Origin of the sequence: Segatella copri (genome assembly GCF_002224675.1) — a bacterium.
In the GTDB taxonomy this organism is placed as follows: domain Bacteria; phylum Bacteroidota; class Bacteroidia; order Bacteroidales; family Bacteroidaceae; genus Prevotella; species Prevotella copri_U.
Map to the genome: position 1 here is coordinate 26,960 of NZ_NMPZ01000015.1, position 23,720 is coordinate 50,679.

A 23,720-nucleotide genomic window follows, 5' to 3' on the forward strand; every position below is an offset into this window, starting at 1 on the left:
AAATAGTATAATATTCTATAAATTCTATGCAAAAAGTTTGCCCGTAACAGATAAAAGCGTATTTTTGCGAAAAGAATTCACTTAAAAAGCAGTATAGTATGAAAAAGAAATTAGTTTTGACAGCAGCCGTTATCGCTGCATTGTCAGTTGTCTCTTGCAATAGCAAGAAGACAAATAGCCAGGGAGCTGATCAGGATAGTCTCAGCTATGCAGGAAATGATTCGCTCAATTCTAACGATATCGTGCTCGATTCCATCGCCGGCACCTATGAGGGAACTCTCCCTGCTGCCGATTGTCCTGGAATCAAGACTGTATTGACGCTCAATGCCGACAGCACCTATCAGTACTCAGCCGACTATCTGGAGCGCAAGGATGGTCACGACGAAGCAAGCGGTATCTTCAAGGTATTGGCTAACAACGTAGTAGAAATCATCCGCCCATCCAGCGGCGAGACTACTTACTTCAAGGTGAAGGATGCCAACAGCCTCATCATGACCGACTCGCTCGGTACTGAGCCTGAAGGCGCCATGGCTAAGCACTATGTGCTGACCAAGAAGAAGTAAGCTATTCACATTTAAAAAGAGCACCCATCTCATATCAAGAAAGCATCTTTTTCTGCTTCCAAAATACGAGATGGGTGCTTTGCGTTGTGGCAGTTGACCCAATTTCGTTGAGAAGTTCATCGTCCAGATAAAGACGGATGCTCTGCTCATTCCAATCCATGCGCCAAACGTGGAACTTATCAGCCCATTGCCCATCACGATCGGTGAAATGGGTGAAAGGGATAGCCTTGCTGTTCCATTTCGCCGTCCAAGGCTTATCGGTATATTACAAACCCATTACATTCTCATCTTTCACGTTAAATTCAATTAAGTTTTTCGCCGGAACTACCGCTATTACAGATATTTTTCCTAATTTTGCGCCTACGTTTCTAACGGATGAAATGATTATTAAGATTCAACTATGAAATTAGGTATAATAAAAAATAGATAAGGAAAAAGGAAAAATGGAACATGTTTTTACTGAATCGATGTTTTTGGTGGGCTTCGTGATTTTCATCGCCGCCATACTCGTATTAGACATGCTGGTCATCGACCGAAAGGCGCATGTGGTTTCCATCAAGGAAGCTGGCTCCTGGACGGCAGTATGGATTATTCTCGCTCTCGCCTTCGCCGTGTTCATCTACTTTCATGGAGACATGGTGCACGGCATAGAGAACTTCGACGACCTGAAGCTGATAGCCTCGCGCTATGCTTCTCATCTCAAACTGGATCCGAACGATTATGAAGGGAGTCTGCAGCAATATCGCCACTACATGACCATCTCTTACATCTCGGGTTATCTGATAGAGAAGACGCTCTCAGTGGATAATCTCTTCGTGATGATGATGATCTTCAGTTCGTTTGGAGTGGATAAGAAAGATTACCAGCACGTTTTGAACTGGGGAATCCTGGGTGCCATCGTGCTTCGCTTCGTCTTCATCTTTGCGGGTGCAGCCCTTATCAGCCGATTTGCCTGGATATTGCTCGTTTTCGGAGGATTCCTGGTTTACAGCGGCGCCAAGATGTTCTTGAACAGGAATAAGAAGGAAGAGATCAATGCCCTGGATCATCCGGTAGTGAAGTTCATGCAGCGACGTCTGCATCTTGGACCGCTGGTAATGACGGTGGTGTTCATCGAGTTCTGCGACCTGATTTTCGCATTCGACAGCATTCCTGCCGTATTCTCGGTTTCGCTCGACCCATTCGTTGTGTTCTTCTCCAACATCTTCGCCATCCTGGGCTTGCGTGCCCTCTTCTTCCTGCTGGCAGCGATAGCCGATAAGTTCCGCTACTTGAAGGTGGGTGTGAGCGTGCTGCTGGTGTTCATCGGTGTGAAGATGCTCATCCACGATTTCTTCGAGATTGATGCAGTAAGTTCGCTGGTATTCATCATCCTCGTCTTACTCGTCAGCATCGGAGCTTCGGTGGTGATTCCGCAGAAAAAGGAAGCTTAAAAACACAAAACGCAGTAATACGCCCTGAAAGGGCAGAAGCTCTTAGCCCAGGGCACCGCCCTGGGTTTACGCATAAGCAAGAATGTCGCCCTGTAAGGGCAAAAGCTCTTAAGTACCTGGAAAGTACAAAGTTTTTGCCTTTACAGGGCGAACTGTTTATATTTCTAATACCTCCTCAACGGTCTATACTTTATGGTATAAATATGGTTGAAATAATCCTTCCATTCATTCGGCTCCTTGTCATCATCCCGAACAATCCGAATACCATAAAACCTGGTGCCCGTTTCCTTATACTCCTTGAACCTCGCCAACATCTGCTGCGGCGGATTCGGAATCAGGAAATCCGTAATCCAAAGCACATCGGCATTCACATAATGAAGACCGTCGTTATCGAGCAAATCAAACATCTGGTTCATCATCTTCTTTGCCGAAGTTCCACCGCCTATAAAAGGCAGATGGGTTGATTCATGAGCTTCCACAACCGTGATTCCAATCCTCTTCAAACGCTCCGCCTTCCGCTTCGCCATCAAATCGATGGCACGGGTGCTCACGGAGAAATCTATCAGAAAGCAATCCCGCTCCAAATCCTCTGCCGTTTCTTCCAACAAGGAAATCAGCGTAGAAGAAATCCTTTCAGGCGTTCCATACATACTCGCCGAAGTATCCAAGCAAACTATCATCGGCCCCTTTCGGGAAGCATGGGTAAAGCCGAGTTTGCGGGATGGCTTCGACATTTCGCTCTTATAACGGAAAGTCTGGAGCCTGCGGGTTCGATACTTATAGATAAAAAGCCCCTCCATATCCTCGTCGCTGTATTGCGCCAACTCCAGCGGAAGAAGCGAATTGAGATCATCGCCCACGGTAATGCCCTCGATGTCGCTTCCTGCGGAATGCTCCATCTTCATCTCCACCCCCGAAGCGATGGTGAGCCTATCTTTGCCGTTGGCATCTGCCACACGCCCCATCTTCGCCACAATCTCCTTAATTTCCGGATATTGATCCTGAATCTTCACCTGGTTCAAGCGGCGTTCAAACTCCGTTTCCGTCCATCCGTTCGTCATCAGTTCCCAAGCTTGCACGGCTCGCTGCTCCGAAACGCCCTTCGTCTTCATGTTGCGGGTTATCTGGTCCATCATGCGAACCAATCCCGTTTCGAAGTTATTCTGACGGAGCGAGATAAAATCCTTCAGCTTGCTGAGCACCTGATGGTCGATGCACACCTTCCAGTCTCTTACCAGTCGCTCCCAGTTTTCCGGTTTCGAAGCACCATCGCCAGCCATCAGTTTCAGGAAGAAAGACTTATCGAATCCATCCTCCCGGTGTTCCTGCTCCAACTGGTCGATGAGCGGAAGCCACACCTGCTCATCCATTCTCTTAAAGGGAGTCCAGTCGAGCACATCATCAGCCCGATGACTTTCGGTCCAGGCACGTTGGCGTTGGAATCGCATGTGATGAACACATTCCACGATGAACTTTCCCACACAATCATAGAATACCTTGCTCTTGATTTTGCTGTTCACCACCTGGCGCACGAATTTCTGCACCTCTTCACCAGTTTCCGGAATCGTTACTTTCAGGGTAAAGAGATGAATCAGATAATCCTTCAGCGGGTCTTCCTTCAAATTCCAAGGCATGGCTGCGCCAGTCGGATCAGGAATCTTCACCTGCCCCGACTTGCAGAAGTCGTCCAGCATCTTCAAGTAATACTGTGCTTCCGCCAAATCCTTGTTATTCTGGTATTTCATCTTATTCGATATTTTTCACCAAATCGGTAAAAAGCCTCTTATATATTATAGGAAGACTAAGCCTTCTCTTTCTTCATTTTCTCCATCAGATATTCTGCGAAGATTCTTGCGGCACTCTCCACTTTGGCTGCGCAAGGACGAGACTTGTAGTATTCTGCCGTTCTTGCCGAAGCCACATAGCTGGATTGCGCCTTCTCATGGCCCTTCAAGCCCAGAATCTCGGCACAGATGATACTGCCATTCTGCTCCTTCGATTTGGCTAACAAATCCTGCACCACCTTGTAGCAGGCCGACTTTCCCTCGCGATCATCCCCCTCGGTCTGTCCGCAATCCAAGCCCACGAGCACCACGATGCCCGAAACAGCTCCGCACATCATTCTCATTCTGCCAACTCCACCACCGAAGCCGGCACCAATGCGCTTTGCCATCTCATCATCAAGACCATATAAATCGGCAAAGGCAGCCACCACCGACTGGCAGCAGCCATAGCCCTGCATAAAATTCTCCACCGCCTGGTGAACACGAGCCTCCAACTCTGGAGATAAAGTTATCTGTTCGTTCATCATGTTTTTGTTCTTCTAAATATAATAATGTATAAGTAACTGGAGGCGATTAAACCTCATAAAGTTTCATCGTATCCTGTCGGGTAAACGCCAACTCCTTATAGAAATCACGGAGATAGGCCGAAATTTCAGCCTTATCATCCGAAGACACAAAGAGATTCTCGCCCAACTGCCTTTCCAGCGAAGTCAAGCCATCCGAAAGGGTTTCGATTTCCCCCTCATAATCTCTGCCATCATCAGGATTTCTGCGAACCCGATGATACTTGATATCCTCGGCAAGCGCATTCTTCATCTCCACGAGTTTTTCTGCGAAAGGAGAAAAGAGTGCACGAATCACGATGCTTCGGATTGCATCCCGCTCTTCCGGTTCCTGCCACAGACAATGGTAGATAGGAAGCAGGTCGCAGATATCCACCTCTTCCCTATCCTGCATAAAGGCAGAAGTGCGAAGCAGACGAACGATATTTTTCCATCGGCGGTCGCTCACATAGATATTTCTGCGCTCGGCAGCCTCATCCACATTCACGGCTCTCAGAGATTTACGGATGGCGGAAATTGCATCAAGCACCTCCTCCTTCACGCCAATCTTACAGATTTTCTCCGCCCATTCAGCATACTCCTCAGGGGATATTCTTATATCGCACACGGATTTCACAGATCTCACAGATTTTTTCTTTGTATCCTCAGAAATAAACAAATCTCTTTCTGATATTTCTACTCCCATTAGTGTTTGCTTTACAGAAGACTTCTTGGACATAACATTAGCCTCATCCGTGGAATCTGTGAGATCCGTGTGAGACTCATTAGATTCCAGCAGCATTGCACGGAAATTCTTCTCCAGCTTAATCGGTCGGCTCTCTATTCTAATCACGAATCGGTCCCAAAGCGCCTCCAGTCCTTCTCCCTTAGCCGGCAGCTCATTACTAGCCGCCACGAGAAGTTTCAGAGGGAGATGCATTTCGCGATTGCCATTTCTGAAGATTTTCTCATTAATCACCGTGAGGAGCGTGTTCTGGATAGCAGGACCCGCCTTCCAGATTTCATCCAGGAAAACCACATCGGCAGTAGGCAGATACCCCTCCACCGCACGCTCGTAAGTATCCGAAGTCTTCAGTTTCTGAATGCTCACCGGACCGAAGATTTCATCGGGCGTAGAGAAGCGTGACATCAGATACTCAAAACTCTGAGCATCCCTGAACGCCGTCTTCAACTGTCTGGCCACCATACTCTTCGCCACACCCGGAGGTCCCAGCAAGATGATACTCTCGCCTGCCAGAGCGGCAAGAAGCGAGAGCGATATCTCCGTCTCCTTCTCATAAATGCCCCGGTTCATCTCACCGAGTAATTGTTTGAATCTTTCAAGCATATCTTTACTTTTCTGATCAGAATCGTATAAAGACGAAAAGAAGTTAAGAGATAAAATTCATTATCCCTTAACTTCCTCATATTCTTTTATATAAATAAGGTATGGCTTACTTTACGTTGCCCACCTTAATCAAGTACTCAGCAATCTGAACTGCGTTCAGGGCAGCACCCTTACGAATCTGGTCGCCAGTCAACCACAATGTGTTACCATTGTCATCAGCCAAATCCTTGCGGATACGACCTACATATACATCGTCCTTACCGGCGCTCTCCAATGGCATTGGATAAACGTAGTTCTGGGCATCATCCTTTACAGTTACGCCTGGAGCAGCCTCCAAAGCCTTGCGGATGTCCTCTACTGCCAATGGCTTCTCAGTCTCGAACCATACACTCTCTGAGTGAGAACGGAGTGAAGAAACGCGAACACAGGTAGCACTGGTGCGAACATCAGAGTGCATGATCTTGCGGGTCTCGTTAAACATCTTCATCTCCTCCTTGGTGTAATCGTTAGGAGTCATCTTGTCAATCTGTGGAATGACATTATATGCCAACTGATGAGGGAACTTATTGATATGCTCAGTCTTACCAGTCTCGATGATATCCTTATACTGCTGCTCAAGTTCAGCCATGGCAGCAGCACCAGCACCCGAAGCACTCTGATAAGAAGAGATATGAATCTTCTTGATATGGCTTAAGTCATCGATAGGCTTCAACACTACTACCATCATGATGGTGGTACAGTTAGGGTTGGCGATGATGTTGCGAGGGCGGTTCAAGGCATCCTCAGCATTTACCTCAGGCACAACCAGAGGCACGTCGTCGCACATACGGAATGCGCTAGAGTTATCAATCATCACGGCACCATACTTGGTGATAGTCTCGGCAAACTCCTCAGAAGTGCCGCCACCAGCAGATGTGAAAGCAATATCGACATCTTTAAAGTCATCGTTATGCTGCAAAAGTTTGACCTCATAGTCCTTTCCCTTGAAGTTGTATTTTCGTCCGGCAGAACGCTCAGAACCAAACAACACCAAATCATCCATAGGGAAATTTCTCTCAGCAAGGATACGCAGGAATTCCTGTCCTACAGCGCCACTTGCACCAACAATTGCTACTTTCATAATCGAATCTTTTAATTTATAAAGTTGTTATAAGTGAATCTTATGGAAAAGAAGGGATGCTCCTTTCCAGCCCGATGATCTTTCATCTTCCAGCCCGATGATTTCTCATCGTTTTGTTAGCTAAAACCGCTTATCCTCTCAAATCCGCTGCAAAGTTAAGACTTTTTCTACAATATCAAGCATAAAATCCCAAAAATTATTGCTTTTTGCTGCAATTTTATCTTTTTTGCTTACTTTTCTGCAAGAATTTGCATAAAAACGGAGAAAAATAGTTGCAATTACGTTTAGTAGTTCAAAAGAAAAACAGCGAAATCATCCGTTCACATAACTTCTATAATGAATTGTGCATGCAAAGTTAAGAAAAAAAATAATATTCAATGGCAAATAACCAAGAAAAATCCCAGGAACTTATAATTTTTTATAAAAGAACAATATATTATACCTTTTCTTGCGTAATCTAGGATTTTTTTTGCTACCTTTGCAGGAAAAGTACAATATAATACACTACTTGGTATGAAAATTCAAGAAGTAATGAAATTGCAGCGTAAGGCCTTGGGGATTACCCAGCAAGACCTCGCTGACATGTCTGAGATAGCCATTTCAACCATCAAGAAAATAGAGAGCGGTAAAGGCAACCCTTCCCTATCGACGGTTGAAAAAATCATGGATATCCTTGGCATGGAGGTTAAATATGAGATTCGTCAAACCGTTTAAAATAAATTGTATGAAAAATAAGAATCTGTTCAATCGTATCTGATATAATGCAGCAAGTAAGCATCCAATATTACAGTTCGCCTTGTGGAGAAATCATCCTGGCATCGGTGGACGATGAATTGTGCCTTTGTGATTGGAATGAAATGCCATGTTCAGAGCGCAATAAGCTTCGGCTTTCGCAGTATATGAAGGCTGAGTTCAAGATAGAAACATCCCCTATCCTGGAACTGGCCAAGAAGCAACTGAATGAATATTTCACCGGCAGCCGCAGGACATTCGATATTCCGTTGCACCCTATAGGAACCGATTTTCAGAAAAAATTACGCTAAAATCAGCCGAATAGCTAAAAATGAACTATTTATGAGTTTTTCACCTCAACAGAGGTAATGATTTAGCAACAGTTCTAAATTCTGCAATCTGCATACGTTTGCTGCCTAACAACTCTTTTCGGCTGCAAAAATACAAAAAAATAATGAATCTAAGAATTTTATTAAACAAAAAATATCAAACAGAGAAATATGTTGCAAAAAGCACTGTCTTACTAGTGGTCTGTAAAGTCTAAAAGTTGAGTAAAACGTCGTTCGTCACATACTGATGATTGATGAAATATCACACGTGCCTTACTAAACTTTTAGACTTTACAATCTACTAGTTGTTTATTTTGCGAAATACGTATTTACAACATTTGTTGTTGTATTTTGCAATTTTAGCAACTTGTCGGTAAATTCTAAAACTTTAAACTTAACAGAGAAAGTTTTTGTACCCTTTCCTTCTGATGGAAAAATAACATAAAATGTTTCTACGTTTTCCTGCTGTATTAAGTATGGCTTCTCTATAGTATGAGTCTGTCCATTAAAGGAGAAACTAGTTGTGTATGTCGTATCTTTGAATATAAGACTCGAAGTATAAGACTTTCCTTTTGGCAATTGCAACTCCCATTTTTTACCTTTTAAGCTGTCGATTTTAAATGATTGTGCATGAACTAATTGCCCATTTAGGAACAATAGAGAAATAAAAAAATATTTAAAAATCAACTTCATATTTATTTAATTACTTTATACCTGTTAATACTATATTATAATCTTGTAAAAAATACCCAGCATTAACTGAGTACATACAAGCAAGCTCAGGGTCCATATAAATAGCAGCACCCGTATTGGAGTTATATCCTACACATAACACATTATGGGCAGAGCTTTCTATTTGGCTATTTACATCAGTCATGACGGGATGCTTGGCATCTATTGCAGACTTATAATTTGTAAATGTTTGAGTTTTAAAGAAATGTGTTACAAAAGGCTCGATATAATCCAAAGAAACACCATCAATCAAAGGATTTGAATTATATGTCTGTGTATAATATAGAATATACGCTCCCTCATTTACTGTTCCACCAAAAACTTTATTGTTTGCATACTCCATAATTGATGTTACGCAGGCATTAGGTATTTGCTTTGCCATTGTTGTTGGCAAACTGCTTTTGACAAAGACATCACCTTTTTGTTTTGAATATTTTGTCGGGTTATAAATTATTTGAGTGGAAATCTGTTCTTTCGACACATTGTCTGGCTCGATTAAATCAGTCCCTTCACATGCGACCAAAAAAGTTACAGGAATAAAAAATAACAAATGTTTTATCTTCATATACATTTTCCTTTCCAAATGGTTTCGTCATTCAATTCTTGCACTTGTAGCAACCATCTTTAAATCTACAAGATTCTATATTTTTTTGCAAATTTACAAAAAAAATATTTTAAGTGTTGAAAAATTAAAATTATTTATCCTTTTTAACAATATATCTTTGTTTGCCTAGAAATATCTTTTTAAATTTTGACGCTACAAAGATAGCGTGATTTTTCTGACATATCCAAATCCTGAGCAACTTTTTGTTGCTCAGGTCTTTAGATTTTTTCTTCTTTATTTATCTTCGGATTTAAGGTTCTTCTATCTTTTGAGATATTCCATTGCTCCTTGAACCATTCAACAATAGGCTGTCTATTGATACACAGAAACAATTGGTTCGGTTTGGTAGAATCAGAGAACACCTTGATTTCTGCATTCTCCACATTGAACTTTCTTCTGTGCTTCTCGGAATAGAGTGAACCGCTAAAGTTGAGTGCCTTTCCAGCAAGGAGCACACTAATTTGTTCAGCCGTGAAGCCTATCCTCTTGCACAAACTTTCTATTTGCAAGTATGCCTCCAACATCGGGAACCAACGCTTGGCTTTGCGGATGATGTTGTTGAGCATCGTTACCTCCGTGGAGTGCTTGCTTTTCAAATCAACGACCTCTGCTTGGTGTTTCTGTTGCATCTCGCCGAGTTGTTGGGTGTGGCTGTCCTCCATTCGCTGCATTTTCCCATGGAGTTCGTCAATGTATTGCTCTCTGTCTGTCACAAGCTCGCACAACTTTTGGTTGTGCTGCTCCACCTCCTTCAATTTTCCACTACCTAAAAGAGAACAAATCTTCGACACAAAGGCAGTCTTGGCTTCCGTCTTAGCAGCCTGTAGTTTCTCCGTGTTGATTTCGCTCTTGGTCTGTTTGAGCAGTCGCTCTGCTTCCTCCACATCGGATTGCAGCAGTTTCATGCAGTTTTGAAGTCTCTCCGTCTCTCGCTTGATGTTACGGTAATACTGTGCCGTGGAGGTATGCCTCGCATCCGACCCACGGACACCTCGCTTCAAGCCATACTTGCCCATGGCTTCAGCATAGCTGTCGTGATAGCCAACCATCTTGTCACGGTTGAGCACATCATCGGCACACAACCTCACGGCATTGGCTTTCTTGCGGTATGTCCGCTTGCCCTCTTCCGTTGTCTTGTTCTTCGCCTTTCTCCGTTCGCCTGTCACTATCGGAACAATGGAGGCGTGAAGGTGCGGCGTGTGCTCGTCCATGTGGAGAACCACCGACACGACATTTTCCTTGCCGAACGTGTCCTGCAACCACTTCAAACTGTCGTTGCACCAATCGTCAAGCTGACCATTGGCTGCGATGTTCATCATGTCCTCGTGCGTTCCAGACAGCACGGTTCTAATCACCCTCACCTGGTCATTGGTTATCTTGCGCTTGATGCCTGCCGTCTTGATGCGGTGGGCGATGGCTTCGTCACGACCATACACACCGCTCGGCATCTTGACAAGCTCACGGTTGAGGTGAGTTCTCGTAGGGTCAGCGTTGTCGGGTATCACCTTGCGCTCTATGTGGTCTGACTCCCTTGCGTCAGAGCTGCCCTTTGCCTTCTTGAAATCCAAACTGAAATGTCCCATAATAAACTTGTTTTTGAGTTGTACAAATCCGCTTGCCGCATTGCGCCCTGCGCATGGCTCACGGGGTTTCAAAAGGGGATGCCCCTTTGCTCAAATGGGTGTTTTTAGCGGTGGCGTGCCACTGCGTCAAGAAAACGCCCTATTGAGCTATGGCTTTTCCGTTCAGAATAGCCATTGGAGCAGGAACCGCCTACATACCTAAGGCTGCGCCTTTCTTCCGAGGTGGAGCAGTCCGCTTAACAGGCTGTACTTGGTGTACCGACTGTTTGGATTTCACTCCGCACAGATAGTCGTTCAAGTCGTTGTACTCGCTGTACAAGTGGGATGCATCCCTCACACGGTAGCTGAGGGCGTTCTCGATGGCAAGCGTTGCCTTCCGCCCTGCCTCGTCGTTGTCGAGCAGACAACTGATGCGCTCGTAGCCGTGGAGTGCGTCAACAGCCTTGTCCACATTGCTTGTGGAGTTGAGTATCACGTAGTCCTGCGCTTCCAATGACGGACAAGACGGAAACTTCTCCATGCGTAACGAGAGAAAGGAAAGATAGTCCATCATGCCCTCGAAAACATAGCAAGAGTATCTTGGCTCGCCTTGCTGTCGGATATGTGTGATGTCCTTGGGGGACATGCAACCCTTGAAGAATCGGTTACGAACCTCGTAACCGCCCGACTTGTTCTTGAAGCCGATGGCGAAGTAGTTCTTGCCATTATGCGAGAAGTGGAGTTCCACACATTCCTTTCGGGCTATGCACAGGTCAATATTCCGCTCGCTCAGATAGCGCAGGAGTGCAGGGTGGTTGAGCTCCCTAACCTCCAATCTCTCAAAACTCGGCTCGGAAGCTTGCTGAGGGAAAGAAAAGTCGGTCGGGCGTACATGGGGCGCTTGCTTCTCCATCTTGTCCAAGAGATATGGCAAGTTGTCTGATGCGTAAAGGTATGACGCAAGGGTGATGATGTTGCCGCCCTTGCCCATTCCGAAATCGAACCAACTGTTCATCGTGGTGTTCACCTTGAAAGATGGCTCGCTCTCGTTTCTCAGCGGTGACTTGTACCAAAGGTTTGCACCCTGCTGTTTGACAGGGTGGTGTCCCAAACTTAGCAGATAATCTGCAATCTTGATTTGCTTTGCTTCTTGAATATTCATGTCTTACTGTGGATTAAGTGGTGTATGTATTTCTGATGAATTGTTGAAAATAGTATGTATTGGTATGATAACCAAAGGCTTATCTTCTCAACAAACTCTCAACAAATGGTTCTTTTCAACAAAATCACTGGGCAAAAGAGAAAGACAGGCATTAGCGGTCATGTTTTCTCTTTTCAACAGTCTCTTTCTTTTGTTGAGAGATTTGTTGAGAAAATGTTGAGCCTTAAATACTTGATATCCAACACTTCTTTCGTCATATTCAACAATTCAACAAAATTATATGCTATTTAGCTTGTCCCTCGTTACAGTGTAGAACCTGCCCACACGTTTTGTTGGCGAGTAGTGACCGCTGCTGTTGTAGTTGTACTCGTATGAGGTGTAGGTGAGGGCGTTCTCTGAAGGTTGCAGCTTCCAACAGTCCTGCACTATCTTTCGCACAAGGTGCTTCTCCGCTTTCACGTGGTTGCATTGCAACAAGGCGATTGCATCATTGAGGCAGAATTGCAAACTGTCGGTTTGGGTGTTCTCCATGACCTCAAGGAACAGCTCCGACATTTCCACCTCAAGTCGGTTGCGGTTGCAGCGTATGATTCTCCTCAGAGCATCGGTCGCTATCTGTTCGGGGGCGAACCACATACGGCTCTTCCGCTCTGTGGACAGCGTTCTGCCTTGCAGATGGAACAGAAAAGCGGGTATCTCCGCCTTCAGTTTCTCCAAGAAGTCGGTATCGTCAGATTGCAACGATAAAATCTTCCTCACCCAATATCGGGTCTCGCCCTCGTCAATGATGACAGGGAGTGATTCGTTGTTGGAGCACAGCACGAACTTGGCAAAGAAGGAAATCTCGTTCCTGTCCTTGCCCTTGGCTTCCACCTTGTACGAGAGTGTGGTGCTGAGGTTCTTCAACCGCTCGGAATCCTCCCTGCGGCTGAGCAATACCTCGTCCACGACTATGAGCAGTTTGCCAGCCCAATCGGAGTTGAACTGACTGCGGAAGTCCTCGTTGGTGTTGAATGTCACGTTGTCCTGGAACAATGCCTTCAGAAAGTTCAAGAACGTGGTCTTGCCTGTGTTTCTTTCCTCTGATACAAGCAATAGAATAGGCAGCTTCTGCACTGGTCTGAGATAAAGAAGTTGCAGGTAGTCCATGCCAAGCTCATATTGCTCACCGAAGATGTGACTAACCAACTTCTTGATATTTGGGAAGCCCCCTTGCATCGGCTTATGTCCTATCGGCTCGTATAGGTTGAGGAAACCGTCTATCACCGTGCGGTGGTTCACATGTTCGGGAACAGTACAGAAGCCGTCATACTTGTGAACGTACTTGATGAACTCCTTGCCGTAGTCCTGACGCAAGGTCTCCATGTTCCATGGGATGCGCTTTCTTACCTTTCCTCCATTGATGGTAGGTTGGTCAACCACCTTGTACAAGGTTGTGCCAACACGGATGAACACCTCGTTTGTCGGAGGTGCAGCCTGTGGCTTTGCATTTGCCACGCCTACAAGCTGATTGTTGTCGTTTGTCTTGCTCATAATCTAACCTTTGTGAGTTGATAAATTAAAGTTGCAAAGGTAAGGGCGGAAAATCAAAACGCAAAACACAAACTTGCGCAGAATGGAGAAGTTTGCACCGACAATGTTAAAAGATTGGAAATCAATGTGCTTGATGTAGCCTTTCGGGATAAGATAAAACGAAAAATCCCGAAGAGAGGCTTCCTTGCAAACCTTTCCTCGGGATGAACAAAAATGTATTCCTGCATGTCATACGTTTTATATGTCATACGATAAAACTGTAAAACGTTTGACATCAGCAGTTCTTCGTTCTTCACAGAAATGCTTGATACGACAGTGAATCAGTACGTAGGCAAGTCAATACGACAGTGAATAATAGAAGCGTCAAAGATACAACCAATCTCAGCTAATGGCATTTGTCCCTCCGTAGAGTTGTAGGACAATGGCTGCTTTCTCTTTTGCTCCGTACAGCCTCTTGAAGATGGCATTACGAAGTTGCATAGCCCCATTAGAGGTGAGACGGAAGCAAATGGCAACAACCATAGGGAATCCATACAATGTTTGCCAAATACCCTTGGAAGTTTCTTGTCTTTGTTGGACTTCCGACATAGACAACATGCCTTCTTTATATATGACTTGTATCACAGAGTTGAGTTTTGGGGCGGTAACATGAAGCATATTGACCAATTCTCCCTCACTCATCCACAAGTTCTCCAAGTTGGACGGAATGGAAAGTATTCCATTTCCGTCCACGGTGATTACAGTCCTTTTCATACCATTCCTCCCATAACAGGCAAGTGCCCCTTGATTCGACTTTCAAAGACTGCTATGTCATGGTCAAGTTTGTTGCTTGTCACCTTGGCGTATATCTGCGTCGTGGTGATGTTTGTATGGCCAAGAATCTTGCTCACGCTCTCTATCGGCATACCATATTCCAAGGCTAAAACAGCCCAAGAGTGGCGAGACACGTGAAATGAAACCCGCTTCTTGATGCCACACATTGCAGCAACTTTCTTGATGCGCTTGTTGATGTTGCTAAGATTGCCGATATTGAATACGTGGCTTCCTTTTCTGAAAGACTTGTATCTCTCAATAATCTGCATGGGAATATCCATCAACTTGATTTGAAAAGGTACACCAGTCTTCTGACGCTTGGACACAATCCAAGGAGCACCGTTTATCATGCTGATGTTATCTTCCGTCAAGTTCTTGATGTCGATGAAAGAGATACCTGTCCAACAACCAAAGAGAAAGAGGTCTCTCGCAAATGCCATATTCGGGTCTTCCAACTTCATCTCTGTCATGGCGGTAAGCTCGTCCAAGGTCAAGAACTCACGTTCCTTGTGATCTGGGTCAACGTGGTACATGGCAAACGGATTTCTTGGTATCTTGCCGTTGTAGTGAGCTGCCGTTACGATATGTTTCAGTGGTATGGAGTAAATCCAAATAGAGGACTGCGCAAGTCCTACAACATTCTTCAAGTACAGACAATAGTCACGAATGAACTCCTCTGTAAGCTCATTCATGGACATATCGCTGCGCTTGTACTGATACTTGATGAACTCGGCAACATACTTTCTTACCGTCAGATACTTGCGGTAGGTGTTCTTGGCTCTGTCCTTGCCTACACGCTTGGCAAAGGCTGCGTTCTCCTTGTCAAAGGCTCTGAGCAAGGTCTCGTACTCTGTGCCTATGCCTTGGTAGGCATTTCTCACCATCTCAGCTGTAACGAACGCCTCACGGTCGGAAAGGCGTTGGTAATGCTTGGCGATTTGAGCCTTGATGTTGTCAAGCGCAAAGTTCACCTCCTTGGCTTCCTTGCTCTTGCCAATGGCTCTGTTGCCCTTGGCATCCCAGATAGCCTTGGTCACGCTCTGCTTGCAACTGAACTGTGCGATAGTTCCGTTGATTGTCACTCGTCCCATGATAGGGACAATTCCGTTTCTCTCCTTGCTTCCATTTATATAGAAGACTGTCTTGAAAGTGCATCTCATAATTCTTACTTTTTTGTTCGGTGCAAAATTAAACTGTGAGAGCTGCATGACAAAACCAAAACTTACGCAGAATGGGGAAATATGAACCGTCACCGTTAAAAATGCTTATTAGGGCGTTTCTGCGAGGTAATGATTTGAAAGCGTTTCTATTTCATCAATCTGCGTTTTCCGTATTTCCTTGTCTGTGCCACTTAAAGCCAACGGCTGCCACAACCACTTGAAACTCAAAATAAAAGCATCATTCTGCTATTTTTTGCTTTCTTAGGCGTTATTTTCTTGATAAAGTATGGCATGCATTGCTCCACATCCCCTACGGAGAAACAAGGAGCTATAAGGAAATAGCCATAAGTTTGGGTAATCCCAATGGCACAAGAGCCGTGGCAGGTGCCATCGGCGCTAATGGCATCAGCATTTTCATTCCCTGCCATCGTGTTATCGGAAGCAATCATCTCCTTACAGGTTTTGCCGGAGGATTGGATGCAAAGAGAAGGTTATTAGAGATTGAAGCAGAACAAAAACAACATAATGTTGATTTTCAAATAAGAAAATAAAGAAGACAAAAAATAAAAGAAATGAACATCAAGTCAATAAGAGAGTATTAAAAATGGAACAAGAAGAAAAGAAACAGAAATCTCAAGCTGCAGAGAATCAGGTATCCTGCCCACCGCAGCAGCCAGCTAGTCCACATCCTTTCATTTCTGTCATACCACTGGCAGTACTTATCGCCCTCATCGTCCTGGTTGTCAAACTCTTCCCAGACGATGCCCTGGCTGGTGCCTCCCAGGTGGCCCTTATGATAGCCACAGCCGTATGTGTGGCACTCGGCATGGGCATCTATAGGATGAAATGGAATATCTTTGAAGAGATGATCAAAAAGACGGTGGGCGATGCCGGAGTATCTATCCTGATCCTGCTGCTCATCGGAATGATGTCAGCAACCTGGATGATCAGTGGCGTAGTACCTACATTGATATATTATGGCGTACAGATTATGTCACCAACCTTTTTCCTTCCCTGCGCATGCATCATCTCCAGTATCATTTCTGTGATGACGGGAACCTCATGGACCACCATTGCCACCATTGGCATTGCCCTGATGGGAATCGGAGATGCCCTGGGAATACCAGCCCCTTACACGGCTGGAGCTATTATCTCCGGTGCCTATTTTGGTGATAAACTCTCGCCAATGAGCGATACCACCGTCCTGGCTTCGAGTATAGCTGGAGCGGATCTCTTCTCACATATCCGCTATATGCTCTACACCACCATACCAAGCATCCTGCTCTCACTGGTACTCTATCTTATCATCGGTCTCTGCTATGATTCCAAGCCAGTGGATATCAGCCAGTATCTTACTGGTCTGAGCCATGGATTCAATATTTCCCTGTTTACCATGCTCGTTCCGGCTTTTACCGGATGGCTCATCTACCGAAAGACGCCATCCCTCATCACCCTTCTGCTTTCTGCCCTTTCTGCATGCATCTGTGCCCTCATTCTCCAGCCGGAAGTACTTGTAGGGATAGCAGGCGAAGACTGTATTTCTGCCAAAAGCCTCTTTCAAGGAATCATGACCACCTGCTATACCCATACCCAGGTAGATTGCGGTATGGCGAACATCAATGATCTTGTTGCCACCCGAGGCATGGCTGGCATGCTCAATACCATCTGGCTCATCCTCTGTGCCATGTGCTTCGGATCATGTATGGTAGCCAGCGGCATGCTCCACGCCATCACCCACATGCTCCTGAAAAGCATCCACAGTACCATCTCGCTTGTCTGCAGTACCGTGACATCAGGCGTCTTGCTCAATCTCGTAATGGGTGACCAGTTCCTGAGTATCATCATGAATGCATCTATCTACAAGGATGAGTATGCCGAACGAGGTTACCAACCTGAACTCTTGAGCCGAAGTACAGAGGATAGTGCTACCGTGACGAGCGTGCTGGTTCCATGGACAGCCTGCGGTATGACGCAGAGTACAGTTCTTGGCATCCCGACCCTGGTCTATCTTCCCTTCTGCTTCTTCAACATCATCAGTCCTTTGATGAGTTGTCTGGTTGCCATTCTGGGCTTTGTACCCAATCCACAACCCAAGGAAAACAAAGCATCTGTAGCAGAAGAGTCTGATATTCATTAAATATATAGGAGATTCATAGATATAGGAGACTCTTAAAAATGAAAAAAGATTCAAAAGTAAACCAAGCAAAATATGTAGAACTCAATTTGTTTTCTGAGGAGATAGAGGATCATCAGAAAGACTCTATCTCTTCAGAAAGCAAGGAAAAGCATACTTCTTCAGACAAAGAGTATGATTTGACAGATCTGTTTGAAAGACTTTCCCAATCAGCTTTCCGCAGCCGTTTCCATCTCTCGAAGAAGGATAAGGAATATATTGCAGAAAAGGGTTTGGCTACCATCCGTAAGCATGCGGAGGATTTCGTTGCCAAACGCCTTGCTCCTGCAGTGATTCCCAATGACGGCAAGCAGACACCGATGAGAGGTCATCCTGTTTTCATTGCCCAGCATGCTACTGGCTGCTGCTGCCGTGGTTGTTTCTTCAAATGGCATCATATACCTGCCGGAAGACAGTTGACAGAAGAAGAACAGCAATATGCAGTAGCGGTACTTATGACCTGGATAGAAAAACAAGTTTGAAAAGGAATTTCTTTTTCCTATAAAGGCTAGAATTTTCATGTCCAAAACTCTTCTTCGCCAGTGGGTTGCATCTTGCCCCCACACTTTGGGCAAGTATGCATATCCCACCTGTGAATCCTGTAAGAACCACATCTTAGACATAGCCTTCCTACAAGAGAATTAAAACTAGGTGCAGCATCACCAATTACTCCACCCACCACAAGAGGTACTATTTTCCCAGTCCTCCCAACACCCTGGTCTGAGCTACCTGGATACCAGCCTTTTGAGCTAGCAGGTGAGAAATGTGCTCCCAAAGTCCTGCGTCACGGTCATCTTTTCGAGAAGGAAACTTCGCGATGCATAGATTACCTTTTTCATCCAATACGCCTGCTTTAGGTCTTGCGCCACCCAATGAAGTACCAGGTTGGATGAGCTGCGCTATCCATTTTTTTCAGGCAAAACATCATTCCCTTCAGATCTTTCTACTTCTTGACTGGCATGCCCCCCTACCAACTCCGCTTTGCCGAGCCAGTTAAAATCTGCGAAAATAAACAGTCGTTCCATTTCTATCCTTTTTTAGATGCTCGTTGACGATTCTTCAGTCCTATATCCTGCAATGCCCTTCCGAGTTTGTCATCCTTTGCCAGGAGCAAGATGTCATCATCCAGCTGAAGAGCATAGAGTACACGAAGGTAAATTCCGATGGAAACCGTTGGTAATCCATTTTCTAACAACTATTCCTTACCAAGATTTCTAGCTTTTCAACCATCTTACGCTTGGTTTCCTTAGAAGCATTCCAACGGCGCAACGCTTCTTCTTAACTTTGTTGTATTCATATCATTATTCCTCCATTTTTAGTTCAAATTATAACTGTAAAGATACCTCCCGTCAAAATTTATACTCAAAATTCATATACTTACATTTTTTGAATCTAGCGATAAAAATAAGGAGGTTTGAAAGGCTGGAAATCCCCGTTTTCTGCTCTCTATTAAGAATAAGACCTATAGTTGTACAACTATAGATTGTCCTCAACGCCACCATCTAGTCATGAAATCACAAGCATTTGATTATCAATACCTTTCCGGTTTTCTTCATATTTATGATATTCTCAAAGAAATAATAAGCGTCTGGAAATACGAGAATCTCAGGCAAGCTAATGTAAAGAAGATTCATTCTTAACAAAGCCACATCACTACATCTTCGGGTAATTCTTGCAAATCACCTACTTCATTTTCCATCCATCAATGGTTCCCGTCTTCGATGAGAAGTTGCAACCTATCTGATAAATCTTTCTGCCATCTGCTGCATATTCCCTGGCATAGCCCATATCCTCTATCTGCTTCAGGGCTTCCTCTGCCGAACCATCACGCTTGAATTCGAAGATGTAGATATAGTTCGGAGTCTCTACCACACAATCTACCCTACCTTCGCTTTGTTGCTTTTCGATGAAGACCGTGAAACAGCTGATCATTCTCAATACGAGATAGAAGGTGTATTGAAAATAACGTTCCTTCTCGCGCTCATCGTCCTTGCGACGCTGGTTATAAGGAATACTGGCAAAGAAGGAAGTCATCAGATTCTCCAACTGTTGGTAATCTCCCTTCGACATCACATCTACTACCTGAATAACCCAGGCATCCGTTGACTTCGATGGCTTCAGATAACTAGAAGCTACCAGCGTCAGGAAACCGCTCCTCACTTCATCATTCGGGAAATCCAGGAGATAGGAATCGGTATCCATATTCCAGTCTTTGATGGTAAGATAACCGCTCTGATAAATCATTGGCAACGGTGCTTCCACATCTGCCTTGTAGTCGATAAAACTACTCGTAGGATAAAACCTGTTCACCATCTCGTTGATGTTCTCATCAAAATGAGACAATAGGCGAACAAGATAGGTTGGCGAACCGGTACGGAACCAATAATCTGCCAGAATCTTCTTGCTCAAAGCATTCAAGATGCTGAAAGGATTATAGATATCAAGCATATTGGGACTGAAGTGATAACCGTCAAACTTCCTCTTCAGTTTGTATTTCATTCCTTCCTCTGTGGTTTTATATCTCACGGCCATCGCCTTGATTTGTTCATCAAAGGTAGAATACAATTCATCTTCCGTAATGCCACAAAGTGCCTCGTAATGCTCATCCATACTGATATCGTTAGGCTGATTGAAACCACTGAACACGCTCACCTGCGAGAACTTGGTGACACCCGTGAGCAAGACAAACTGCAGGTCATCATCAGCTTCCTTGAACACAGAATATACGCCTTTGAGCAGATTGCGATTATAATCCTCCAAAGTCATCTTTCCATATTCATTCTGCACAGAAATATCCATATCCATCACATCTAGCAAAGGCTTGTCATACTCATCAATGAGTACGACAGCTCTCATTCCTGTTTTCTTATGAGCATTCCCTAACACAGCCTTAAAGCGACTACCTAAAGTCTCGGCCAACTCCTCACGTCCATAGATACGTTCTGCCATGGCAACAAACTCCTCCAACACTTTGTCTAACGCATAAGGCTCTACAAAGTTTTGACCACCAAAAGAGAGATGGAACACAGGATATTGCTTCCACTCCTTCTCCAGCTTGTCGATGGCAAGCCCCTTGAACAACTCCTTTTTTCCCTCGAAATAGCATTTCAAGGTAGATACGAGCAACGACTTTCCAAATCGTCGAGGACGACTCAGAAAGTATATTTTACCATTAGTCACTAAGTCATAGACCAATGCCGTCTTATCGAGATAAACATAATCATCTTCTATGATTTGTTCGAAACTCTGTATTCCGATAGGATATTTCATATTGCAGCCTTTTTAATAAAATATGGTGCAAAGATACAATTTTATTTTCATATATCCTTGGTTTACCTGTCGTTATTTTGCATGAAAGATTCAAAGGAGGAAGAAACCTGCACAAAACTTTGGTGATTTGATAAAAAACTCGTACCTTTGCAGAAGTTAAGCTGCACTCGGCAATTTGAAAACTAGCTTTCATTGCGCTCGTTTGTATTATCTTTGTCTGCAAATTGCAAAAATATCATATGGAATATCTGACGCTGACAAATAGCACCGAAATCATTAGGATTGCTTCCGAGGACATTGTTTTCATCAAAGGTGATGGAAACTACTCCGACATATACCTATCCAATGGCAAAGCGGAGAACGTAACTTACCAACTGCATGGTCTGATGGACAAATTAGAAAAGTTCACTTATTGTCCCTTCCATCGAGTTGGCAAGAGCCTCATCGTCAACAAAGACTATATCTTCAAAGTAAATCCAGGACTTCAAAAGCTCATTTTGGCAAGCAGCAACCTATACGATGACATCCATATCAAGGCATCAAAAGAGGCCCTCAAGGAACTGAAAGACAAATTAGAAAAGGAAGGAGGCGAAGCATGAGAAAGAAATTTCCAACAAAGAAAGGCATTATCTTCGTGGATGATGACTCCAACGTGATAGTAGAAAGACCTGCATCCATACAGCGGTCACACAAATGGAGAGACATTATCATAGGTGTGCTCGTATCCATCACCCTTTGCATCATGGGCTTGGGCGGATGGCGACTCTATAATTACTATTATAATATAGGTGTACCTGTATCGGTAACGCCCGAAGAGAACATTCAGAAACTGGCTGCCCGTCACAAAGGCGGCAAGCCTACCATCACGCTGTCTTCCGATTCCATCCTGGGCGTAGCGCTCAACATGTATCGTCTGGAAAATCTGCAAGCCGAAATTTCCCTGGTAGAACCTGATACCACCGACATGAGTGTATGGATGTACAGTAGAAGTGCCGACCACACCAGCACCAACGAATATCTGGGCAGTCTTGTGATGAACGGCAAGGAACTGGCATCGGATGTTTCCCGCCTGGGCTATTGTGCGATGGCGAATGGCAACATCGTGCTGGGAATTTCGAGAAGCGACAAGGTGAAGGATTATGTAGAGGAACGGGGCGGCAGTTTCTTCCGCCAGTTTATTTTGGTATCAGATGGAGTATTACCTGCCAAGTTCCAACTTCACGGCAAGGTGGAGCGCCGTGCCTTGGCAAGAACTTCCGACGACCACCTATATTATATAGAGACCCGTCATCCCGAAACCCTCTGGGATTTCGCCGATGCCCTGCGCGAATACGGTTTCGCCGATGCTATCTACATCACCGGTGGCAAGTGCCACAGTTTCTATCGCACCCCCGACGGCAAACCGCATAATATAGGCGATGATACCCAGCATCCTCATAAGAAATATCAGGAAATCGTGCCTTGGATTATATTCAAGGCACGATAGAGTGCTGGAAAATTGAATTATCTTTCTTGATGAGTCATAATCATCCTCAAAGAGTTCTTACAATCCTCGCACAACCCATGTTTCATGTAGAAGGTATTCTTGCCATGGGCATCCTGCATCAGGCACTTCGGGGCATTCTTCTTGCAATGCGGCAAGCCACGAGAATGCAGGAATTCATGGATTGTTACTTTCCATAAGTCATCCTTTCGTTTCAATCGGAAGGTTGAAACCACACAGGCGTCACCTGGTCGGAAACTCAATCCCATGATTCCATAGTTGTAATGTCCGTGAATGGAAGTAGAGATGTCTCGATGCGTCAAACCTATCGTTACGATTTCATCATTACCTCCATGCTCTTCATGCAACATTTTCAGGATTCCCCCAGCCCAATACCTGTTTCTTGGTTTGTAGAGACATGAATCAGGTATTTCTTTCTTGTCTCCAACAAATACAGAAGCCTCCAACCAAGCCTTTGGTACCTTATTGAAAATGAAACCCAACTGCTTCACGAGTTCTTCTCTCAACTGTTCTGCCTCCTGATGTGAGAAATTTCCCAAAGGCTTTAACTCTATGACATAACCCAATGGAGGATCTGCAGGGAGGCTGTCTCCCATGATTTCATTGCCATGGCTCTGATTTCCATTGTAACAACCTGCTAAAAACAGGATTGAGATTCCAGCAATAAACAGCAATAACTTCTTCATAGAATATTCTTTTTATTTGTATTTTGCATAAATCAATACCGGTCTTCTCCTAGAAGATTCCTTGTATATCTGCATCACTTTCTCCACGCAGCTCCTTGAAACAGTAAAGCAGCCACGGCTCTCTGTTCCCAGCGGAATATACTCCTTCTCACCGGAGAATCTTGTCACCTTGCCAGCAAAATGGATCAGGATACCACGGGCTTCTGCCAGATAATTGCTCTTGTCGAGCCCTCGAAGGCGAACGCAGTTCTTGAACTTCATTCCACCTTTTCCTATCATGACATATCTTCCAAGACTCGTACATCCGCTTCCGGGGTTATTACTGAACTTTGGTTGGGCTGCTGTATTTCCCTTACCACTTCCATGCATGCAATAGCTACTCATTACTCTTTTGCCACGCTGCAAGTCATAGATAAAGAACCTCTTTTTGCCAGATGGTTTGGAGAAATCCACCAGGATATAGTAATCCGTACTGTATCCCCGTCTGTCGCAATAATCTCTTACTTGCGTCAGGTTCTCACAATCCACCTGATGATACCACTCTTTAGCATCCACCGTATTCTTAAAAAACGGTTTTGTGAACCTATTATAAATAGGTGGAACGAAAAGAACACCGATGACAAGCAGAACCAGTATTCCCAATATAATCAATAACTTCTTCATAATCTTC

At 44.5% G+C, this 23,720-nt stretch carries 23 protein-coding genes and 3 pseudogenes; 9 read left to right on the plus strand and 17 right to left on the minus strand.

What is annotated here, in order from left to right; genetic code table 11:
• Positions 1 to 98: 98 nt before the first annotated feature.
• On the plus strand, positions 99 to 563 hold the full coding sequence (locus CFT61_RS10000; protein ID WP_089544295.1) for a copper resistance protein NlpE: 465 nt from the start codon (positions 99 to 101) through the stop codon (positions 561 to 563).
• An 85-nt stretch (positions 564 to 648) separates the two neighbouring features.
• On the opposite strand, the pseudogene CFT61_RS10005 reads toward CFT61_RS10000, so the two are convergent.
• Positions 649 to 825: pseudogene (locus CFT61_RS10005) on the minus strand (glycoside hydrolase family 16 protein); the annotation flags it as partial.
• 181 nt (positions 826 to 1,006) lie between these two features.
• Between CFT61_RS10005 and CFT61_RS10015 the strand changes: the two are divergent.
• Positions 1,007 to 1,996, plus strand: coding sequence for a TerC family protein (locus tag CFT61_RS10015; RefSeq protein WP_089544297.1), 990 nt, complete (start codon positions 1,007 to 1,009; stop codon positions 1,994 to 1,996).
• 164 nt (positions 1,997 to 2,160) lie between these two features.
• Here CFT61_RS10015 and CFT61_RS10020 read toward each other — a convergent pair whose 3' ends face one another.
• The 4 genes from CFT61_RS10020 to CFT61_RS10035 all read right to left on the minus strand — a co-directional run bounded on the left by CFT61_RS10020 (position 2,161) and on the right by CFT61_RS10035 (position 6,790).
• Entirely contained in the window at positions 2,161 to 3,741 is a 1,581-nt protein-coding gene (locus CFT61_RS10020) for a vWA domain-containing protein (RefSeq protein WP_089544298.1), read from the minus strand.
• A gap of 56 nt (positions 3,742 to 3,797) precedes the next feature.
• Positions 3,798 to 4,307 carry a C-GCAxxG-C-C family protein gene (locus CFT61_RS10025; protein WP_089544299.1) on the minus strand — a complete coding sequence of 170 codons (510 nt, stop codon included), beginning with the start codon at positions 4,305 to 4,307 and terminating at the stop codon, positions 3,798 to 3,800.
• Positions 4,308 to 4,353: 46 nt separating this feature from the next.
• Positions 4,354 to 5,670 (minus strand): AAA family ATPase, encoded by a 1,317-nt coding sequence (locus tag CFT61_RS10030; protein WP_089544300.1) that lies wholly within the window; start codon positions 5,668 to 5,670, stop codon positions 4,354 to 4,356.
• A gap of 106 nt (positions 5,671 to 5,776) precedes the next feature.
• Positions 5,777 to 6,790, minus strand: coding sequence for an aspartate-semialdehyde dehydrogenase (locus CFT61_RS10035; protein WP_089544301.1), 1,014 nt, complete (start codon positions 6,788 to 6,790; stop codon positions 5,777 to 5,779).
• Between the two features lie 513 nt (positions 6,791 to 7,303).
• On the opposite strand from CFT61_RS10035, the gene CFT61_RS10040 reads away from it, so the two are divergent.
• Positions 7,304 to 7,504, plus strand: a complete 201-nt coding sequence (locus tag CFT61_RS10040) for a helix-turn-helix domain-containing protein (protein WP_040553377.1) — start codon at positions 7,304 to 7,306, stop codon at positions 7,502 to 7,504.
• A gap of 47 nt (positions 7,505 to 7,551) precedes the next feature.
• On the plus strand, positions 7,552 to 7,833 hold the full coding sequence (locus CFT61_RS10045) for a methylated-DNA--[protein]-cysteine S-methyltransferase (protein ID WP_254918929.1): 282 nt from the start codon (positions 7,552 to 7,554) through the stop codon (positions 7,831 to 7,833).
• A 327-nt stretch (positions 7,834 to 8,160) separates the two neighbouring features.
• Here the strand turns inward: CFT61_RS10045 and CFT61_RS10050 are convergent, their stop codons facing one another.
• The 7 genes from CFT61_RS10050 to CFT61_RS10085 all read right to left on the minus strand — a co-directional run bounded on the left by CFT61_RS10050 (position 8,161) and on the right by CFT61_RS10085 (position 15,417).
• Positions 8,161 to 8,544, minus strand: a complete 384-nt coding sequence (locus tag CFT61_RS10050; protein WP_089544302.1) for a hypothetical protein — start codon at positions 8,542 to 8,544, stop codon at positions 8,161 to 8,163.
• A 10-nt stretch (positions 8,545 to 8,554) separates the two neighbouring features.
• Positions 8,555 to 9,148, minus strand: a complete 594-nt coding sequence (locus CFT61_RS10055; RefSeq protein ID WP_022328649.1) for a C39 family peptidase — start codon at positions 9,146 to 9,148, stop codon at positions 8,555 to 8,557.
• A gap of 257 nt (positions 9,149 to 9,405) precedes the next feature.
• Positions 9,406 to 10,770 carry a MobV family relaxase gene (gene mobV, locus CFT61_RS10060; protein ID WP_089544304.1) on the minus strand — a complete coding sequence of 455 codons (1,365 nt, stop codon included), beginning with the start codon at positions 10,768 to 10,770 and terminating at the stop codon, positions 9,406 to 9,408.
• 190 nt (positions 10,771 to 10,960) lie between these two features.
• Entirely contained in the window at positions 10,961 to 11,911 is a 951-nt protein-coding gene (locus CFT61_RS10065; protein WP_089544305.1) for a toprim domain-containing protein, read from the minus strand.
• Between the two features lie 276 nt (positions 11,912 to 12,187).
• The gene (locus CFT61_RS10075) at positions 12,188 to 13,444 is read right to left on the minus strand and encodes a primase-helicase family protein (RefSeq protein WP_022121237.1); all 1,257 of its coding nucleotides are present in this window, start codon (positions 13,442 to 13,444) and stop codon (positions 12,188 to 12,190) included.
• Between the two features lie 381 nt (positions 13,445 to 13,825).
• Positions 13,826 to 14,197, minus strand: coding sequence for a hypothetical protein (locus tag CFT61_RS10080; RefSeq protein ID WP_089544307.1), 372 nt, complete (start codon positions 14,195 to 14,197; stop codon positions 13,826 to 13,828).
• Entirely contained in the window at positions 14,194 to 15,417 is a 1,224-nt protein-coding gene (locus tag CFT61_RS10085; protein WP_089544308.1) for a site-specific integrase, read from the minus strand. The genes CFT61_RS10080 and CFT61_RS10085 overlap by 4 nt, the downstream gene beginning before the upstream one ends.
• 296 nt (positions 15,418 to 15,713) lie before the next feature.
• Between CFT61_RS10085 and CFT61_RS10090 the strand changes: the two genes are divergently transcribed.
• The 3 genes from CFT61_RS10090 to CFT61_RS10100 are packed head-to-tail and all read left to right on the plus strand — an operon-like array spanning position 15,714 to position 18,072.
• On the plus strand, positions 15,714 to 15,968 hold the full coding sequence (locus CFT61_RS10090) for a methylated-DNA--[protein]-cysteine S-methyltransferase (RefSeq protein ID WP_437176826.1): 255 nt from the start codon (positions 15,714 to 15,716) through the stop codon (positions 15,966 to 15,968).
• Positions 15,969 to 16,021: 53 nt separating this feature from the next.
• A complete protein-coding gene (locus tag CFT61_RS10095; protein ID WP_089544309.1) occupies positions 16,022 to 17,554 on the plus strand; it encodes a Na+/H+ antiporter NhaC family protein in 1,533 nt (510 codons plus the stop codon).
• Between the two features lie 38 nt (positions 17,555 to 17,592).
• On the plus strand, positions 17,593 to 18,072 hold the full coding sequence (locus CFT61_RS10100) for a DUF4186 domain-containing protein (protein WP_089544310.1): 480 nt from the start codon (positions 17,593 to 17,595) through the stop codon (positions 18,070 to 18,072).
• Positions 18,073 to 18,298: 226 nt separating this feature from the next.
• Here CFT61_RS10100 and CFT61_RS10110 read toward each other — a convergent pair.
• The 3 genes and pseudogenes from CFT61_RS10110 to CFT61_RS10120 all read right to left on the minus strand — a co-directional run.
• Positions 18,299 to 18,549, minus strand: a pseudogene (locus CFT61_RS10110) (HipA domain-containing protein); the annotation flags it as partial.
• Between the two features lie 68 nt (positions 18,550 to 18,617).
• Positions 18,618 to 18,782, minus strand: a pseudogene (locus CFT61_RS10115) (transcriptional regulator); the annotation flags it as partial.
• 491 nt (positions 18,783 to 19,273) lie between these two features.
• Positions 19,274 to 20,860: an ATP-binding protein gene (locus CFT61_RS10120; protein ID WP_089544312.1), complete on the minus strand. Its 1,587-nt coding sequence runs from the start codon at positions 20,858 to 20,860 to the stop codon at positions 19,274 to 19,276.
• A gap of 239 nt (positions 20,861 to 21,099) precedes the next feature.
• On the opposite strand from CFT61_RS10120, the gene CFT61_RS10125 reads away from it, so the two are divergent.
• Positions 21,100 to 21,459, plus strand: a complete 360-nt coding sequence (locus CFT61_RS10125; RefSeq protein WP_089544313.1) for a LytTR family DNA-binding domain-containing protein — start codon at positions 21,100 to 21,102, stop codon at positions 21,457 to 21,459.
• On the plus strand, positions 21,456 to 22,346 hold the full coding sequence (locus CFT61_RS10130; RefSeq protein ID WP_089544314.1) for a hypothetical protein: 891 nt from the start codon (positions 21,456 to 21,458) through the stop codon (positions 22,344 to 22,346). Before CFT61_RS10125 ends, CFT61_RS10130 begins: the two co-directional genes overlap by 4 nt.
• 17 nt (positions 22,347 to 22,363) lie before the next feature.
• On the opposite strand, the gene CFT61_RS10135 is transcribed toward CFT61_RS10130, so the two are convergent.
• Together CFT61_RS10135 and CFT61_RS10140 are read right to left on the minus strand one after the other, a co-directional pair.
• Positions 22,364 to 23,050, minus strand: a complete 687-nt coding sequence (locus CFT61_RS10135; RefSeq protein ID WP_089544315.1) for a hypothetical protein — start codon at positions 23,048 to 23,050, stop codon at positions 22,364 to 22,366.
• A gap of 12 nt (positions 23,051 to 23,062) precedes the next feature.
• Complete coding sequence (locus tag CFT61_RS10140) at positions 23,063 to 23,713, minus strand: murein L,D-transpeptidase catalytic domain-containing protein (RefSeq protein WP_089544316.1); 651 nt, start codon at positions 23,711 to 23,713, stop codon at positions 23,063 to 23,065.
• Between the last annotated feature and the right edge of the window lie 7 nt (positions 23,714 to 23,720).